Below are 15907 nucleotides of genomic sequence, written 5' to 3'. Positions count from 1 at the left end.
GAGCGAGCAGATGCCGTACTACCGGGCCGTCGGGACCATCCCGCCGAAGCGCCACACGCAGCACCGCGCGCCGGACGGGACGCTGTACTACGAGGAGCTGATGGGCGAGGAGGGGTTCTCGTCGGACTCCTCGCTGCTCTACCACCGCCACATCCCCTCGGCCGTGGTCGCCTACCGCGCGTGGGAGCTGCCGGACCAGACGCTGGTGCCCAACCACCCGCTCACCGCGCGGCACCTCTCGACCCACAAGCTCTTCCCGGAGCCGACGGCAGGTGCCGGTGTCGACGCGGTGACCGGTCGCCGGCTGCTGCTCGGGAATGGTGACGTGCGCATCGGGTACGTCGTCGCCGATGCCGTCAGCCCGTACTACCGCAACGCGATCGGGGACGAGTGCCTGTACGTCGAGGCGGGGTCGGCCACCGTCGAGACGATCTTCGGCGACCTCGCGGTGGGCGACGGCGACTACGTCGTCGTGCCGCGGGCGACGACCTACCGGGTGGTGCCGGACGGTGCGGTGCGGCTCTACGTGGTCGAGGGCAACAGCCACATCGGCCCGGCCCGGCAGTACCTCTCCAAGCACGGCCAGCTGCTGGAGCACGCGCCGTACTGCGAGCGTGATCTGCGGATGCCCACCGACCCGCGCGTGGTGGACGAGCAGGACGTCGAGGTCTACATCAAGCACCGCGTCCCGGGCCTGCCCGGCGGCATCGGCGGCACCGTGCACACGCTGCCGCAGCACCCGTTCGACCTGGTCGGCTGGGACGGCTGCCTGTACCCGTACGCCTTCAACGTCCGCGACTTCATGCCGATCACTGGCAAGGTCCACCAGCCGCCGCCGGTCCACCAGGTGTTCGAGGGGTTCAACTTCGTGATCTGCAACTTCGTGCCGCGCAAGGTCGACTACCACGAGCTGTCGATCCCGGTGCCGTACTACCACTCCAACGTCGACTCCGACGAGGTGATGTTCTACTGCGGCGGCGACTACGAGGCGCGCAAGGGCTCGGGCATCGGCCAGGGCTCGATCAGCCTGCACCCGGGCGGTCACCCGCACGGCCCGCAGCCGGGCGCCTACGAGCGCTCGATCGGTGTGCAGCAGGTCGACGAGCTCGCGGTCATGGTCGACACCTTCCGGCCGCTCGGGCTGGGGGAGGCGGCACTCGCCTCGGACGACGGGGTCTACGCCTACTCCTGGTCGGGAGGCGAGCGATGAGCCGGCTCTTCGACGGACTCCTCGACGACGCGGCGCTCTTCCCGCCCGCAGACCTCGACATGCCCGAGGCGGTGGTCGCCCACCTGGCGCACCGCTCCTCGGCGTACGAGGCGCTGGTGGGGAGCTTCGTGGTGGCCGCGCAGGACCTCGAGGACCTGGCGGCCGAGGTCGCCGGGCTGCCGCCCCGCTCGGTGCGGGTCAGCGTCACCCTGCCGGTGGCGTCGGTCTGCCAGGTCGTCGGCGCCACCGACCGGATCGCGGCGGTCCGGCTGGGCGCCGTCGAGGCCGTCCCGCCGCCGGCACGCAGCGCCGACATGGTGGTCGGCCAGCTCCGGTCGCTGCTGGCCGAGCGCCCGGTCACGGCGTACGTCGAGGTGCCGCGGGACGACCGTCGCGACGACTACATCGCCGCGCTGGCCGGCACGACCATGCGCGCCAAGCTGCGGACCGGCGGCGTGGTGGCCGAGCTCTACCCGTCGTGCGAGGAGCTCGCCGGCTCGGTCGTCGCGCTGGTGCGTGCGGGCGTTCCCTTCAAGGCGACGGCCGGGCTGCACCACGCGATCCGCAACACCGACCCGGTGACCGGCTTCGACCAGCACGGCTTCCTGAACCTGATGGTCGCCACCGACGCCGCGTTGCACGGTGCCGAGGTGCCGGCAGTGGCCGACCTCCTCGCCGAGCGCGACCCCGCCACGGTCGCCCACCGCGCCCGGCTGCTCGACCCGCGGCTCCGCGCCACCTTCCTGTCCTTCGGCACCTGCAGCATCGCCGACCCTGTCGAGGAGCTGGTGGCGCTCGGCCTCCTGCCGGCCGACCACCGGGTCATCCAGGCGGCGCTGCGGTGACGCGGCTGTCCGTCGCCCCCGACTCGCTTTTCGGCCTCACGAACCTCCCGTACGGCGTCGCGTCCGTCGGCCCCGGCCCGCGTCGCCTCGTCGTCCGGTACGGCGACCACGTCGTCGACCTCGGACGCCTGCTCGGCGAGTCCGGTGCGGACGCGGTCCTCGGGGCGGAGACGCTCAACCCGTTCATGGCGCAGGGGTCCGCTCGGTGGGCCGAGGTGCGGTCGCGCATCGCGGAGGCGGTCGTCGGCGACGTACCGGGCGAGGCTGTGCACGCGCTCGCCGACGTGACGATGCACCTGCCGTTCGAGGTCGCCGACTACGTGGACTTCTACGCCTCCGAGCACCACGCCTCGAACCTCGGCCGGCTCTTCCGACCGGACAGCCCGAGCCCGCTGATGCCGAACTGGAAGCACCTGCCGGTCGGCTACCACGGCCGGTCCGCCTCGATCGTGGTCAGCGGCACGGACGTGGTCCGGCCCAGCGGCCAGCTCGGCGAAGGGCGCTTCGGGCCCTCCGCGCGGCTCGACATCGAGGCCGAGCTCGGCTTCGTGGTCGGCACCGGCAACCCGATGGGGGAGCCGATCCCGGTCGGCGAGGCCGACGAGCACCTGTTCGGCGTCGTGCTGTTCAACGACTGGTCCGCCCGCGACATCCAGGCCTGGGAGTACGTTCCGCTCGGCCCCAACCTCGGCAAGTCCTTCGCCTCCACGGTGTCGCCGTGGGTGGTGCCGATGGCCGCCCTCGACGCCGCGCGCGTCGCCACCCCGCGCCAGGAGCCGGCCGTCCAGACCTACCTCGACCTCGACCGGCCGTGGGGCCTGGACGTCGACCTCGAGGTCGCGTGGAACGGCGAGGTGGTCGCGCGCCCGCCGTACGCTGCCATGTACTGGTCGCCCGCCCAGATGCTCGCCCACCTCACCGTCAACGGCGCCCCGACGCGCACCGGCGACCTGTTCGCCTCGGGCACGATCTCCGGGCCGGAGAAGGGCCAGCGCGGGGCCTTCATCGAGCTCACCTGGGGTGGCGCCGAGCCGGTCGTCGTGGGCGGCGAGGAGCGGACGTTCCTCGAGGACGGGGACGTCGTCACCATCACGGCGACGGCACCCGGCGCGGCCGGGACCCGGCTCGGGTTCGGCGAGGCGACGGGGCGCGTCGTACCGTCCCGTCGAAAGTGAGCCCCTCCTCATGTTGGCGCAGTGGTCAGGGGTAGGTTCCCGGGCATGACCATCAACCTGATCGGAGTGATCGGCGGCGGACAGATGGGGTCCGGCATCGCCGAGGTGTGCGCCCGTGCCGGGCTCGACACCGTCGTCGTCGAGGTGACCGACGCGGCCGCGGAGGCGGCCGCGGAACGCGTCCGCGGATCGCTCGACCGCGCGGTCGGCCGCGGCAAGATCACCCAGCAGGACGCCGACGAGCTGTACGGCCGGATCCGCTTCACCACCGACTTCCAGGCACTCGCCGACCGCGACTTCGTGGTCGAGGCGGCCAGCGAGGTCGAGAAGATCAAGCTCGACCTGTTCGCCCGGGTCGGCGCGATCCTCGACAAGCCGGACGCGATCCTCGCCTCCAACACCTCCTCGATCCCGATCGTCAAGCTCGGCGCCGTGAGCGGCCGTGCCGGCCAGGTCATGGGCGTGCACTTCTTCAACCCGGCGCCGGTCATGCAGCTGATCGAGCTGATCCCGTCGCTGACCACGGCCCCGGAGACCATGGAGCGCGTGCGCGCGTTCGTCGAGTCGCTCGGCAAGCAGCCCATCGAGGCCACCGACCGCGCCGGCTTCGTGGTCAACAGCCTGCTCGTCCCGTACCTGATGAGCGCGATCCGGATGTACGAGGCCGGCTACGCCTCCGCCGCCGACATCGACCGCGGCATGGTGCTCGGTTGCGGCCACCCGATGGGCCCGCTCGCGCTCTCCGACCTGATCGGCCTGGACACCATCCGCGCCATCGGCATCTCCATGTACGACGAGTTCAAGGAGCCCCTCTACTCCCCGCCGCCGCTGCTGGACCGGATGGTCGACGCGGGCCTGCTGGGCAAGAAGACCAAGCAGGGCTTCTACCCGTACTGACCGATGGCGCGAGCGCGTCGCCGCTGATCGGTGTCTCCCTGGATTCTCGCCGTCACTTCGTTCCGGTGAGAACCCAGGCTCGACACCGGCGGCGCCGCGCTGCCGCGCGCGCAGTTGGCCTCCGTAGGTCGTGCCTTCGCGTGGCGGCAAGCCTCTGGTCGCTCGGGTACTCGCGGCCGTCAGCTCCGGGCGAGCTCCAGGGCCAGCTCGACCCGGCCCTGCTCGACGAGCTGGCCGATGAACAGCGCGCGGATGCCGCGCAGCAGGCCGTCGGGGGCGACCAGGTCCGGGGCGGCGAGGGTGTGCAGCAGGTAGCCGTGGACGAGTGCCAGGAACGCGGCCGCGTCAGCGTCGGGTGCGCCGGCGGCGGTGGTGGCCGCCGCGACGGCCGCACGACCTGACCCGATCACCTCCGCCACCACCGGCCGGAACCCCGGGTCGCGGGCGGCGCTGAGCAGCGCCTCGAAGAACGCCAGGACGTCCTCGCGCGGCGCGGTCGCGAACCCGGCGAAGGCCTCGGCCATCTCCGCCGGGCTGCTCTGCTGCTCGGCCAGCGCCGCCGTCAGCTCCTGGGACGCGGCGACGTCCTCGGCCACCCGCACCCGCAGCGCCTCCTGCGCCAGCTCGGTGATCGAGTCGAAGAAGTAGCCCACCGTGGCGAGGGGGAGCCCGGCCTTCTCGGTGACCGCCCGGTGGGTCACGCCGGCCATGCCCTTCTCCGCCGCGACCGCGATGGCGGCGTCGATGAGGGCGGTACGCCGCTGCTGGGCGCTGGCTCCGTGACGACGCTTCATGGTGTGAGCATAAAGTCTGTAAGTTCTTCTAGACTTTTCGGTCGGGCTCGTCCACGATCGAGCCCATGATCGAGAACTCCGTGCGCGCCTTCACCGAGGACGCCCTTGCCGACCACGACGCCGTCGCCCTCGCCGCCCTGATCCGCCGGGGCGAGCTGAGCCGGCAGGAGGTCGAGCAGGCCGCGATCGCACGGATCGCGCAGGTCGACCCGGCCCTGCGCGCGGTCGCGCATGCGGCGTACGACGCCCCGCGGCGTTCCGCCGACATGGACGCTCCGCTGTTCGGCGTACCGACCCTGGTCAAGGACAACACCGACGTCGCCGGCATGCCGACCAACCACGGCTCCGCCGCCTTCGCCGCCCGCCCGGCCACGGCGGACGGCCGTTTCGCCGGCCAGCTCCTCGCGACCGGCGTCACGGTCCTGGGCAAGACCCGGATGCCGGAGTTCGGCCTCAACGCCAGCACCGAGTTCCGGTACGCCGAGCCCACGACCAACCCGTGGAACACCGGCTTCTCCGTCGGTGCGTCCTCGGGTGGTGCTGCCGCGCTCGTCGCCGCCGGCGCCGTCCCGATCGCCCACGCCAACGACGGCGGCGGCTCGATCCGGATCCCCGCCGCGGCCGCCGGCCTGATCGGCCTCAAGCCGAGCCGTGGCCGGCACCGCGACGGCGAGGAGGCGCGGATCCTGCCCATCAACATCATCAGCGAGGGCATCCTGAGCCGCTCGGTCCGCGACACCGCGGCATTCACGGCGGCGCTCGAGCGGAGCTGGCGCAACCCGGCCCTGGCGCCGATCGGTCGGGTTGAGGGGCCGGCCCGCCGCCGGCTCCGGATCGGTCTGCTGCTCGAGTCGGTCACCGACGCCGCCGTCGACGCCGACACCCGCGCCGCCGTCGAGCAGACCGCCCGGCTGCTGGAGGCGCAGGGTCACCTGGTCGAGGTCGTCCCCGTCCCGGCGGACGCGCGCTTCGCCGACGACTTCGTGACCTACTGGGGCCTCTTGGCCGCGATGGCGGGCGGCCTCGGCAAGCTCGCCTTCGACCGCTCCTTCGACGGCAGCCGCTTGGACGGACTCACCGCCGGGCTCAAGGACAGCTTCACCCACGGCGGCTGGCTGCGTACGCCGGCGGCGATTCGCCGCCTCAAGCGTGCGGCCGCGACCTACGCCCGCGCGTTCGAGCGGCACGAGCTGCTGCTCAGCCCGGTCGTCGCCGGGACGACCCCGCGCCTCGGCGTCCTGGACCCCAACCTGCCCTTCGAGGAGCTGATGGGCCGGCTGCGCCAGCACGTCGCGTTCACCCCGCTGCAGAACATCGCCGGCACGCCGGCCATCTCGCTGCCCATGGGCGTTGCGGCCAACGGGATGCCGATCGGGGTCCAGCTGGCGGCGGCGTACGGCGACGAGCGGACCCTGCTCGAGGTCGCGTTCGCCCTGGAGGAGCAGGTCACCTGGCCGTCTCTCGCGACCCCTCTTGCCGAATGCGTTAGTGGTGACTAACGTATTCCTCGTGACTGACGCACTGAGCGCTGCAGCGGAGCCCACCCGGCGCCGCATCCTGCAGCTGCTCGCATCGGGTCCACGCACGGTCACCGAGATCGCGGGGGAGTTCCCCGTGACCCGCTCCGCGATCTCCCAGCACCTGCTCCTGCTCGCCGAGGTCGGTCTCGTCGAGGCGGAGAAGGTCGGCCGCGAGCGGCACTACCGCGTCATTCCGTCCGGCCTGCGCACCCTGCAGGTCGAGATCGACCGTTTCTGGACAGACGAGCTGGACCGGCTCGTCGCCGATGCTCACGAGATGAAGGACAGATCATGAACTACACCAGGATCGTGGACCTGCCGGTGTCCGCCGAGGAGGCCTTCGAGCTCGTCACCCAGCCGGAGCGGCTCCGTCGCTGGCAGGCCGTGACGGCGTACGTCGACCTCCGCGCCGGCGGGGACTTCCGGTGGACCGTCACGCCCGGCAACCACGCCGCCGGCACCATCCACGAGGTCGAGCCCGGCCGCCGCGTGGTCCTCGGCTTCGGGTGGGAGGGCTCGGACAACCTGCTCCCCGACGCCTCGACCGTCACGATCACCATCGAGCCGACCGCGGCGGGCAGCCGGGTCGTCCTCGTCCACGAGGGCCTCGACGAGGCGCAGGCCGCGGCCCACGCGGAGGGTTGGAACCACTTCCTCGACCGGCTCGAGCGCGTGGCCGCCAGCGGCGACGCCGGCCCGGACGAGTGGGCCTGGGCGCCGGAGGTGCTCGACCCGATCACCGCGGCCGAGGCGTCCCTCGCGGTGCTGCAGCCGATCCTGCGCGGCCTCACCAACGAGGACAAGGTCAAGCAGACCCCCTGCGCCGACTTCGACTGCCACGCCCTGGCCGAGCACCTCTTCGGCTCGCTGGTGGGCGTGGGCGCGATGGCCGGAGCGACCGTGACGAACCCGGAGGAGGGCCCGCTGGAGAACCGGATCTCGGTCATGGCCGACCAGGCGATCACCGCGTGGCGCCACTACGACGGCGACATGTCGGTCGACGGCAAGGTGCCCGCGGTCGTCGCCCAGGCGATCCTCTCGATCGAGTTCCTCCTGCACGCCTGGGACTTCGCGCAGGCGACGGGTCAGCAGGTGCACGTGTCCGACGAGCTGGTGGCCTACGTGCGTGAGATCGGGGCGCCGGTCATCGACAGCGTGCGGGAACGCGGCGAGTTCGCCCGCGCGGTCGCGGGCGACGGGATGGGCGCCCTCGACGCGTTCGCGGCCTTCTCCGGCCGTACCCCTCTTGCCGCGGTGCCCGCGTAACGTCGAGGCGTGACCGAGGACCACGGACCCGCAGACCGACGGACCCAGCTCGAGCGGATGCTCGCCGGCGACCTGTACGTCGCCGACGACCCCGAGATCGAGCGCCTGGCCGAGCGGGCGCGAGGCCTCGCCCACGCCTACGGCGTCGCCTCGCACGAGCGTCCTGACGACGCCCGCGACGTCCTCACCGAGCTGCTCGGCGGGCTCGGTGAGGACGTCGTGGTCCGCGCGCCGCTGTACGTCGACTACGGCTTCAACATCGCCATCGGGGCGCGCACGTTCGTCAACTACGGGCTCACGGCCCTCGACGTCGCGGCGATCCGGATCGGCGCCGACTGCCAGATCGGGCCGCACGTCCAGCTGCTCACGCCGACACACCCGATCGAGCCTGGTCCGCGCCGCGACAAGCTCGAGGCGGCGGCGCCGATCACGATCGGCGACAACGTGTGGCTCGGTGGTGACGTGGTCGTGTGCCCGGGAGTGAACATCGGCGACGACACGGTCGTCGGTGCCGGCGCGGTCGTGACCCGCGACCTCCCGGCCGGCGTCGTGGCCGTCGGCAACCCGGCCCGGGTGGTGCGCCGGATCGGGTGAGCGGTCCCGGCACAATGCGGCCATGGACTGGCAGGCCTTCCTCATCGAGCTGTACGTCGCGCTCGAGTACGTGCTCAAGGTCATCGCCGTCGGGACGGTCCCCGAGAACCGCCGCCCCAGCTCCTCGCAGGCCTGGCTGCTGCTGATCCTCGTCCTGCCGGTCGTCGGCTTCCCGCTCTACTGGGCGATCGGCAGCCCGTACGTCCGCGGCCGCCGGGCCCGGGTGCAGCGGCTGGCCACCGAGATCATCGAGGACCACGCGGCCCGGCTGCCGCCGACGCCCGCCAACGCCCACCCGAGCCCAGCGCTGGGCAGCGTCCTGACCATGAACCGCAACCTCACCGGGCTGCCGTGCGTCACGGGCATCAACCTGGGCAGCTTCGACGTCACCGCCGACCTGTACGCCGACATGGCGGCCGCCGTCGACGAGGCGGTCCTCTTCGTGCACGTCGAGGTCTACATCATGGCCTGGGACGCCACGACCGACGTGTTCTTCGCGGCCTTGGCCAAAGCCCGCCAGCGCGGCGTCACCGTGCGCCTGCTCCTCGACCACCTCGGCTCCCGCGCCTACCCGGGTTGGAAGCAGCTGAAGAAGCGGTTGACCGAGGCCGACATCGACTGGCACCTGATGATGCCGCTGCTGCCGCTGCACGGCCGCTGGCGGCGCCCCGACCTGCGCAACCACCGCAAGCTGCTCGTGGTGGACGGCCGGGTGGCCTACCTGGGGTCCCACAACATGATCGACCCGACGTACGACAGCGCGAAGAATGCCCGCGAGGGTCGTCGTTGGCAGGACCTCAGCATCAAGGTGGGCGGCGCGATCGTCGGTCAGGTCGAGGCCGTCTTCGCCACCGACTGGTACGCCGAGACCGGCGAGCTCCTCACCGCGGCCTTCCACGTGGCTCCGGCCGAGGACCTCGTGCTCGGTGGTAGCGCCAACGCGCTGCAGCTCGTCCCGTCCGGTCCGGGCTTCCCGACCGAGCCGAACCGCAACCAGTTCGTCCAGCTGATCCACCAGGCCACGCAGCGGGTGACGATCACCAGCCCCTACTTCGTCCCCGACGAGTCGCTGCTGACGGCGATCATCGGGGCGGCGTACCGCGGGGTCCGGGTGGAGCTGTTCGTGAGCGAGAAGGCCGACCAGTTCCTGGTCGGCCACGCCCAGCGCTCCTACTACCGCGCGCTGCTCGAGGCCGGCGTGCACCTCTACCTCTACCCCCAGCCGATGGTGCTGCACGCGAAGTACTTCACGATCGACGACGAGGTCGGGGTCATCGGCTCGTCCAACATGGACTTCCGGTCCTTCGCCCTCAACTACGAGGTCATGCTGCTCGGCTTCGGCGGCGACCTCGTCGACACGCTGCACGCGAGCGACCGGGCCTACCGCGCCGTGTGCCGCGAGCTCACCCTCGAGGAGTGGAGCGGGCAGCCCTGGCGCAGCCGGTACGTCGACAACGTGTGCCGGCTGACCTCCGCCCTGATGTAGCCGGGTGTTCCCCGATCGCCGTCGTACCTGACGAACGCGTTGGTTCCCGGCGGAAAACCCAACGCGGTGGTCAGGTACGACGCAGGCGCGGTCGCCGCGGCTGAGCGCGAGCGGCTGATCAGGACGGGGGCGTGTCCCCGCCGCTGAACTCGACGAACGCGTCGAACGCCCGCGCGCCCCAGACCGTGGCCGGGCCACCGTGCATCATGAACGTCACGCCGATCGCTTCGGCGACCTCCTGCTTCGTCGCACCGGCTTTCGCCGCCCCCTGGGCGTGGGCGGCGATGCAGCCGTCGCAGTGCTCGACGACCCCGATCGCGAGGGCGATCAGCTCCTTGGTCTTGCGATCCAGGGCGCCGTCGACCATCGCCGCCTGCGAGATCTCCGCGTAGCCGGCGTACACCTCGGGGATGTGCTGGCGGAGGCTCCGGCCGAGCGGGACGATCTCGTGCAGCACGGACCTGCCGTGCGTGTGGGTCTGCTCGGTCATCGGGGTTCCTCTCGGCGTCGGGTGCGCGGGGACCAGCATGCCGGGTCCCTGACCTCCGGTGGGCAAGACTGGCCGCATGACGGCACTGCTCGGCACCGACCTGCCCGTCGTCGCGGCGCCGATGGCGGGCGGCGGCACGACCCCGGACCTCGTCGCCGCGGTCGTCCGCGCGGGCGGCTTCGGCTTCCTGGCAGCCGGCTACAAGTCGGCCGACGCGATGGCCGGTGACATGGCGGCACTGCGCGGTCTGGGTGTCGAGCGGTTCGGGATGAACCTCTTCCTGCCCGGGCCGACCGGCATCGCGGAGCCCGCCTTCCGTGCCTACGCCCGGGAGATCCAGCCCGACGCCGCCCGCTACGGCCTCGACGTGACCTCCGAGCCGCTGCGCGAGGATGACGATGCGTGGCGCGCCAAGGTCGACGCGCTGGTCGCGGATCCCGTGGAGGCCGTGTCGGTGACCTTCGGCATCCCGCCCGCCGACGACCTCCGGGCGCTCCAACGGGCCGGCACGCGGGTGCTGGTCACCGTGACCACGGTGCCCGAGGCGCGGGCGGCCCGGGAGGCCGGTGCCGACGGGCTGGTGGTGCAGGGCAGCGCGGCCGGAGGCCACAGCGGCACCCACGACCCACGCCGGCCGATCGAACCGGTCGCGACCGACGCGCTGGTCGCGGCCGTGGTCGCCGCGACCGGTCTGCCGGTCGTCGCGGGTGGGGGCGTCGACGGTCCCGAGGCGGTACGCCGGGTCCTGGCCGCCGGCGCCGAGGCGGTCGCCGTCGGGACGATGCTGCTGCGCACCGACGAGAGCGGCGCATCGAAGGTCCACCGCGACGCGCTCGTCGACGAGCGGTTCACCGAGACGGTCATCACCCACGCCTTCACGGGTCGCCCGGCGCGCGGCCTGCGCAACGCGTTCATCGACGCGCACGAGGCCGTCGCCCCGTTCGGCTACCCGGCGATCCACCACCTGACCCGCGGGATCCGGCAGGCCGCCGTACGCGCGGGTGATCCGGAGCGGGTCCACCTGTGGGCCGGGACCGGCCACCGCAGCGCCCCGACCGGTCCGGCGGCCGACGTCGTCCGGGCCCTGGCCTCCTAGGCTGCTTCCATGTCCTTGCGCCGCGTCGCCGTCTTCTGCGGATCCGCACCGGGCACCGACCCGGCCTGGGTGGAGGCGGCGTACGCCGTCGGGCACCGGCTCGCCGAGCTCAGTATCGGGCTCGTCTACGGCGGGGGTGGAGGCGGCCTGATGGGGGCCGTGTCCCAGGGCGCCCTCGATGCCGGAGGCGAGGTGATCGGCGTGATCCCGCGCTCCATGGTCGAGCGGGAGTGGGGGCGCCACGACCTCACCGAGCTGCACGTCGTCGGCACCATGCACGAGCGCAAGGCGATGATGGCCGACCTCGCCGATGCCTTCCTGTGCCTGCCGGGCGGTCTCGGGACGCTGGAGGAGGTCATCGAGGTCTGGAGCTGGCGGCAGATCGGGTTCAACGACGACCCGGTCGGGCTCCTCGACGTCGGCGGCTTCTGGCAACCGCTGCTCCGGGCGCTCGACGGGCTGGTCGAGGCCGGCTTCGTGCGGCGACGGGTCATGGACGACCTCGTGGTCGCCACCACCACCGACGAGGCCCTCGCCCTCCTCACCGAGCGGCGCGGCGCGGACCTCGGTGACAAGCTGCGCGGGTAGCGCGTCGTCCGACCCGCCTGGCTTGTGGGGCCGGTCACCGCGCGTGTGATGTGCGCCGGTCAGGTCGAGTGGGGTTTGATGGCGGGATGCGCAGTGTGATCGTCGTCCCGACGTACAACGAGAAGGACTCGGTCGTGCCCATGCTCGACCGGCTCACCTCCTTGGGCGCCGGCAGCTCGGCCGACCTCCCGGACGTGCTGGTCGTCGACGACTCCAGCCCGGACGGCACCGGCGACCTGGTCCGCTCGCACCCGGCGTACGACGACCGCATCCACCTGCTCACCCGCACGACCAAGGACGGCCTCGGTGCCGCCTACCGGGCCGGGTTCCGCGCCGCCCTGGACTCCGGCTACGACGCCGTCGTCCAGATGGACGCCGACGGGTCGCACCCGACCGACGCGGTCCTGCCGATGCTGGGCAAGCTGGCCGGCAACGACCTGGTCATCGGGTCGCGCTACGTGCCGGGCGGCGCCACCGAGAACTGGCCGTGGCAGCGTCGCTTCATCTCCTGGGGCGCCAACACCTACGCCCGCACCGTCCTCGGCCTCAAGACCCACGACGCCACCGCGGGCTTCCGCGCCTGGCGCTCGGACGCGCTCGTCGACGCGGGCGTCCTCGACACCCAGTCCAACGGCTACGGCTTCCAGGTCGAGAACACCTGGCACGCCGAGCGGCTCGGGTTCCGCATCGCCGAGCACCCGATCACGTTCGTCGAGCGGGTCCACGGCGCCTCGAAGATGACCAGCGACGTCGCCATCGAGGCGGCCCGGCTGATCCTGAAGTGGCGTTGGCAGGAGATCACCGGCCGCTCGAAGGTGCCGACCCGTGCCGGCGGTCCTGCCGTCTAGCCTGCGCTCGCGGCTGACGCCGCGTGCCGCCACGGTCCTCGTCGCGATCCTCGGGGTCGCGCTCCGGCTGACCTTCCTGGCCAAGCCGATGTCCTCCGACGAGGCCGGCTACCTCATGGTCGGCGGCCAGTGGAGCCCCGGTCACTCGCTGTACGGCGACTTCTGGGTCGACCGCCCGCCGCTGCTGGTCGGTCTGTTCCAGCTCGCGCACGTGCTGGGCGGCCCGATCGCGCTCCGGTTCCTCGGGATCGCGTGCCTGCTGGTGACCACGGCAGCCGCGGCGGGGATCGGCCGGCTCGCCACCGACTGGCGCTGGGCATCGCCGCTCGCCTCCGCCGTACCAGCCCTGCTGCTCAGCGACACCCTCTACGGCTCGCTCAACGTCGACGGCGAGCTGCTCGCCGTCCCGTTCGTCACCGTCGGCCTGTACGCCGTCCTGCGCGGGTTGGCCGAGCCCGCCCGCACCTGGCGTCGCACGGTGCTGTGGCTGGCCGCCGGACTCCTCGCCGTGGCCGCCGCCGCGGTGAAGCAGAACATGGTCGACGTGGCGGTCGCCGCGGGGATCGGCGTGGTCTGGCTCGCCTGGCGCCGGCGCTGGGGGCTGGCGGTCCACGACACGCTCGTGTTCGCGGTCGGTGCGCTCGGCGGCGGCGCCGCGGTCGTGGGGTGGGCGGACGCCCACGGCACCCGCCCGGGCCCGCTCTGGGACGCGGTGGTCACGTTCCGCGGTGCGGCCTCGCGGGTCATCTCCGAGGAGGCGTCGAGCGACGTCCACCACCAGGCGCTGCTCCTGGTCGGCTCGTTCGTGCTCAGCGGCGGCTGGGGGATCGGGGTGCTCGCCGCGGTCGCGCTGGCCCGGCGTCTGCGCACCCCGCTGCCCACCGATCCCGCGCCCACACCGCTCGGCTGGATCGCCCTCGGCGTCGCCGGCTGGGAGACCGTCGGGGTCGTCGTCGGGGGCAGCTACTGGCTGCACTACCTGACCGGCACCGTCCCCGGCAGCGTCCTGCTGCTGGCCGCCGCGCTGCGCACCCGCCGGGTGCGCCTGCGCTGGGTCCTCGCCGTGCTGGGGTACGTCGCCGCCACGACCCTCCCGGCCACGATCATCACCTCGCAGCTGGTCCAGTCGGCCGACGACGTGCAGGTCGCGCGCTACCTGCGGGCGCACGCCCACCCCGGTGAGACCGGTGTCGTGGCGTTCGGCCACACCAACGTCTTCGAGGGCACCGGCCTGACGGTCCCCTACGACAACCTCTGGAGCCTGCCGGTGCGAGTACGCGACCCGCACCTGGTCGACTTCACGCGCGTCCTGCGGGAGGATCGACCCACCTGGCTCGTCGTCGACGGGCCTCGGATCGACACCTGGGCGATCGACGCGCACAGCGCGAACGCCGTGATCGCCCGGGACTACCGCGTCGTGACGCAGTTGGGGGACTGGTATGTGTTCCGAGCCCGTAGCGTCGGTTGATCATCGGCGTTGTTCGCACGGACGCTCCGCCCACAGGAGTCTCTCAGTGAAGGGTGCGACGATCTCGCGATGAAGTTGACGGCCTACTCGGACTACGGGTTCCGGATGTTGGTGTACTTGGCGGTCGCCCCCGGGAACCGGGCCACGGTGCGCGAGATCGCGGCGGCGTACGACCTGTCCCAGCACCACCTCGCCAAGATCGCGCAGCGCCTCGTGCACGCCGGCCTGCTCACCAGCTACACCGGTCGCAACGGAGGGCTCGCGCTCAAGGCCGACCCCGCCACCCTGCGCGTCGGCGACATCGTCCGGGCCGTCGAGTCCGACTTCGCCGTCGTCGAGTGCCTCGCCGACCACGGCACCTGCGCGGTGAAGGACCACTGCGGCGGCCGGCCCCTGTTCGAGCGCGCCCTCGACGCTTTCTTCGCGGTCCTCGACTCCCAGACGCTGGCCGACGCCGTCCGTGCCCAGCCGCAGCTGCGCAAGGACCTCACGATCCTGTCGCTCACCCCGGTCTAGCAACCGCGTCCGTGCTTGGATGGGCGCCGTGATCGACTACGTCCACGCGCCCGAGCAGCACCGCTACGAGATCCGTGACGACGACGCCCTGATCGGGCTCACGCAGTACCGCCTGCCCGACGACGTCCACGTCGACTTCGTGCACACCGAGGTCGACGACGCGTACGGCGGTCAGGGGCTGGCCTCCAAGCTGGTCGCCTTCGCGCTCGCCGACGTGCGCACCCAGGGCAAGCGGATCGTCCCGCACTGCCCCTACGTCGCCGCCTGGATCAAGAAGCACCCCGGACAGTACGACGACCTCACCGACTGGCCGAGCTGATCAGGTGATCGTGAGGCCGCCGTCGACCGGGAGCGTCTGGCCGGTGATGTAGCCGGCTGCGTCCGAGGCCAGGAAGACCACGGTCGCCGCGAGCTCGCGCGGGTCGCCCTTGCGCGCCATCGGGATCCGCTGGCCCATCGCGTCGAGGTAGCCCTCCGGGTACTGGTCGGTCATCTCGGAGGTGAAGAACCCGGGCGCGATCGCGTTCACGCGGATGCCCTTGCGACCGGTCCACTGCTGGGCCAGATCGCGGGTGAGCCCGATCAGCCCGGCCTTCGAGGCGGCGTACGCCGCCTGGGGGAGCCCCGCCGTGGTGATGCCCAGGACGCTGGAGATGTTGATGATGCTCGAGCCGGGCTGCATGACCCGGCCGCACGCCTGCGCCATCCAGTAGCAGCCGTTGAGGTTGATGTCGATGACGCTGCGGAACTGCTCGGGCGTCTCGCGGGTCGCGGGCACCGCCGTACCGACCCCGGCGTTGTTGACGAGCACGTCGACCCGACCGAATTCGGCCATGGCGGCGTCCACCAGGGCCTGGCAGCTCGCCGGGTCCGCCACGTCCGTGGCCACGCTGACGGCACGTCGCCCGGCCGCCTCCACGAGGGCCGCGGTGTCGGCCAGCCGCTTGACCCGGCGGGCCCCGAGCGCCACGTCCGCGCCGGCCTCGGCGAGCGCCTGGGCGAAGGCGACGCCCAGGCCGGCGGAGGCCCCGGTGACCACGGCCACCTTGCCCTCGAGGGTGAACAGGTCAGCGATCGGTCCCGTGGTCATGGGCCGACGTTATCGCCACTAAAC

At 72.3% G+C, this 15907-nt stretch carries 18 protein-coding genes; 15 read left to right on the top strand and 3 right to left on the bottom strand.

Features of this window, described 5'->3' with window-relative positions:
- Positions 1 to 10 precede the first annotated feature (10 nt).
- From ACYVAQ_RS11940 to ACYVAQ_RS11925, 4 genes are read left to right on the top strand one after another with little or no spacing between them, the layout of a single operon-like run.
- On the top strand, positions 11 to 1210 hold the full coding sequence (locus tag ACYVAQ_RS11940; protein WP_460789708.1) for a homogentisate 1,2-dioxygenase domain-containing protein: 1200 nt from the start codon (positions 11 to 13) through the stop codon (positions 1208 to 1210).
- Positions 1207 to 2055 (top strand): hypothetical protein, encoded by an 849-nt coding sequence (locus tag ACYVAQ_RS11935; RefSeq protein ID WP_460789706.1) that lies wholly within the window; start codon positions 1207 to 1209, stop codon positions 2053 to 2055. Before ACYVAQ_RS11940 ends, ACYVAQ_RS11935 begins: the two co-directional genes overlap by 4 nt.
- Positions 2052 to 3230 (top strand): fumarylacetoacetase, encoded by a 1179-nt coding sequence (fahA, locus tag ACYVAQ_RS11930; protein ID WP_460789704.1) that lies wholly within the window; start codon positions 2052 to 2054, stop codon positions 3228 to 3230. Before ACYVAQ_RS11935 ends, fahA begins: the two co-directional genes overlap by 4 nt.
- 45 nt (positions 3231 to 3275) lie before the next feature.
- Complete coding sequence (locus ACYVAQ_RS11925) at positions 3276 to 4127, top strand: 3-hydroxybutyryl-CoA dehydrogenase (RefSeq protein WP_460789702.1); 852 nt, start codon at positions 3276 to 3278, stop codon at positions 4125 to 4127.
- A 179-nt stretch (positions 4128 to 4306) separates the two neighbouring features.
- Here the strand turns inward: ACYVAQ_RS11925 and ACYVAQ_RS11920 are convergent, their stop codons facing one another.
- Complete coding sequence (locus ACYVAQ_RS11920; protein WP_460789700.1) at positions 4307 to 4921, bottom strand: TetR/AcrR family transcriptional regulator; 615 nt, start codon at positions 4919 to 4921, stop codon at positions 4307 to 4309.
- A gap of 65 nt (positions 4922 to 4986) precedes the next feature.
- Between ACYVAQ_RS11920 and ACYVAQ_RS11915 the strand changes: the two genes are divergently transcribed.
- Genes ACYVAQ_RS11915 through ACYVAQ_RS11895 form a run of 5 tightly spaced genes read left to right on the top strand, consistent with a single transcriptional unit; the run spans position 4987 to position 9787 of the window.
- A complete protein-coding gene (locus tag ACYVAQ_RS11915; RefSeq protein WP_460789698.1) occupies positions 4987 to 6420 on the top strand; it encodes an amidase in 1434 nt (477 codons plus the stop codon).
- Between the two features lie 10 nt (positions 6421 to 6430).
- Positions 6431 to 6736 carry an ArsR/SmtB family transcription factor gene (locus ACYVAQ_RS11910; protein WP_460789695.1) on the top strand — a complete coding sequence of 102 codons (306 nt, stop codon included), beginning with the start codon at positions 6431 to 6433 and terminating at the stop codon, positions 6734 to 6736.
- Positions 6733 to 7707, top strand: coding sequence for a TIGR03086 family metal-binding protein (locus ACYVAQ_RS11905; RefSeq protein ID WP_460789692.1), 975 nt, complete (start codon positions 6733 to 6735; stop codon positions 7705 to 7707). Before ACYVAQ_RS11910 ends, ACYVAQ_RS11905 begins: the two co-directional genes overlap by 4 nt.
- A 9-nt stretch (positions 7708 to 7716) precedes the next feature.
- Positions 7717 to 8301, top strand: coding sequence for a sugar O-acetyltransferase (locus ACYVAQ_RS11900; protein ID WP_460789689.1), 585 nt, complete (start codon positions 7717 to 7719; stop codon positions 8299 to 8301).
- 22 nt (positions 8302 to 8323) lie between these two features.
- The gene (locus tag ACYVAQ_RS11895) at positions 8324 to 9787 is read left to right on the top strand and encodes a phospholipase D-like domain-containing protein (protein ID WP_460789687.1); all 1464 of its coding nucleotides are present in this window, start codon (positions 8324 to 8326) and stop codon (positions 9785 to 9787) included.
- Between the two features lie 118 nt (positions 9788 to 9905).
- Here ACYVAQ_RS11895 and ACYVAQ_RS11890 read toward each other — a convergent pair whose 3' ends face one another.
- Complete coding sequence (locus ACYVAQ_RS11890) at positions 9906 to 10277, bottom strand: carboxymuconolactone decarboxylase family protein (RefSeq protein WP_460789685.1); 372 nt, start codon at positions 10275 to 10277, stop codon at positions 9906 to 9908.
- A gap of 76 nt (positions 10278 to 10353) precedes the next feature.
- Between ACYVAQ_RS11890 and ACYVAQ_RS11885 the strand changes: the two genes are divergently transcribed.
- The 6 genes from ACYVAQ_RS11885 (at position 10354) to ACYVAQ_RS11860 (ending at position 15112) form a co-directional block, all read left to right on the top strand.
- On the top strand, positions 10354 to 11373 hold the full coding sequence (locus tag ACYVAQ_RS11885) for a nitronate monooxygenase (RefSeq protein ID WP_460789682.1): 1020 nt from the start codon (positions 10354 to 10356) through the stop codon (positions 11371 to 11373).
- A 9-nt stretch (positions 11374 to 11382) separates the two neighbouring features.
- Positions 11383 to 11961 (top strand): LOG family protein, encoded by a 579-nt coding sequence (locus ACYVAQ_RS11880; protein WP_460789679.1) that lies wholly within the window; start codon positions 11383 to 11385, stop codon positions 11959 to 11961.
- Positions 11962 to 12047: 86 nt separating this feature from the next.
- Entirely contained in the window at positions 12048 to 12809 is a 762-nt protein-coding gene (locus ACYVAQ_RS11875; RefSeq protein WP_460789676.1) for a polyprenol monophosphomannose synthase, read from the top strand.
- Positions 12787 to 14277: a hypothetical protein gene (locus tag ACYVAQ_RS11870; protein WP_460789673.1), complete on the top strand. Its 1491-nt coding sequence runs from the start codon at positions 12787 to 12789 to the stop codon at positions 14275 to 14277. The genes ACYVAQ_RS11875 and ACYVAQ_RS11870 overlap by 23 nt, the downstream gene beginning before the upstream one ends.
- A 69-nt stretch (positions 14278 to 14346) precedes the next feature.
- On the top strand, positions 14347 to 14793 hold the full coding sequence (locus ACYVAQ_RS11865; protein WP_460789671.1) for an RrF2 family transcriptional regulator: 447 nt from the start codon (positions 14347 to 14349) through the stop codon (positions 14791 to 14793).
- Positions 14794 to 14812: 19 nt separating this feature from the next.
- Complete coding sequence (locus ACYVAQ_RS11860; protein WP_460789668.1) at positions 14813 to 15112, top strand: GNAT family N-acetyltransferase; 300 nt, start codon at positions 14813 to 14815, stop codon at positions 15110 to 15112.
- Here ACYVAQ_RS11860 and ACYVAQ_RS11855 read toward each other — a convergent pair whose 3' ends face one another.
- Positions 15113 to 15883 (bottom strand): SDR family NAD(P)-dependent oxidoreductase, encoded by a 771-nt coding sequence (locus ACYVAQ_RS11855; protein WP_460789665.1) that lies wholly within the window; start codon positions 15881 to 15883, stop codon positions 15113 to 15115.
- Positions 15884 to 15907 lie beyond the last annotated feature (24 nt).

The sequence above is a fragment of the Nocardioides maradonensis genome (assembly GCF_054777115.1).
This window is presented reverse-complemented; position numbering and strand designations above follow the sequence as displayed.

Excerpts from the sequence above, each read along its gene's own strand:
- ACYVAQ_RS11865 (WP_460789671.1), top strand. The coding sequence starts at position 14,347 with ATGAAGTTGACGGCCTACTCGGACTACGGGTTCCGGATGTTGGTGTAC.
- ACYVAQ_RS11920 (WP_460789700.1), bottom strand. The coding sequence starts at position 4,921 with ATGAAGCGTCGTCACGGAGCCAGCGCCCAGCAGCGGCGTACCGCCCTC.
- ACYVAQ_RS11915 (WP_460789698.1), top strand. The coding sequence starts at position 4,987 with ATGATCGAGAACTCCGTGCGCGCCTTCACCGAGGACGCCCTTGCCGAC.
- ACYVAQ_RS11925 (WP_460789702.1), top strand. The coding sequence starts at position 3,276 with ATGACCATCAACCTGATCGGAGTGATCGGCGGCGGACAGATGGGGTCC.
- ACYVAQ_RS11860 (WP_460789668.1), top strand. The coding sequence starts at position 14,813 with ATGGGCGCCGTGATCGACTACGTCCACGCGCCCGAGCAGCACCGCTAC.
- ACYVAQ_RS11935 (WP_460789706.1), top strand. The coding sequence starts at position 1,207 with ATGAGCCGGCTCTTCGACGGACTCCTCGACGACGCGGCGCTCTTCCCG.
- ACYVAQ_RS11940 (WP_460789708.1), top strand. The coding sequence starts at position 11 with ATGCCGTACTACCGGGCCGTCGGGACCATCCCGCCGAAGCGCCACACG.
- ACYVAQ_RS11890 (WP_460789685.1), bottom strand. The coding sequence starts at position 10,277 with ATGACCGAGCAGACCCACACGCACGGCAGGTCCGTGCTGCACGAGATC.
- ACYVAQ_RS11905 (WP_460789692.1), top strand. The coding sequence starts at position 6,733 with ATGAACTACACCAGGATCGTGGACCTGCCGGTGTCCGCCGAGGAGGCC.
- ACYVAQ_RS11885 (WP_460789682.1), top strand. The coding sequence starts at position 10,354 with ATGACGGCACTGCTCGGCACCGACCTGCCCGTCGTCGCGGCGCCGATG.
- ACYVAQ_RS11880 (WP_460789679.1), top strand. The coding sequence starts at position 11,383 with ATGTCCTTGCGCCGCGTCGCCGTCTTCTGCGGATCCGCACCGGGCACC.
- ACYVAQ_RS11895 (WP_460789687.1), top strand. The coding sequence starts at position 8,324 with ATGGACTGGCAGGCCTTCCTCATCGAGCTGTACGTCGCGCTCGAGTAC.
- ACYVAQ_RS11855 (WP_460789665.1), bottom strand. The coding sequence starts at position 15,883 with ATGACCACGGGACCGATCGCTGACCTGTTCACCCTCGAGGGCAAGGTG.
- ACYVAQ_RS11875 (WP_460789676.1), top strand. The coding sequence starts at position 12,048 with ATGCGCAGTGTGATCGTCGTCCCGACGTACAACGAGAAGGACTCGGTC.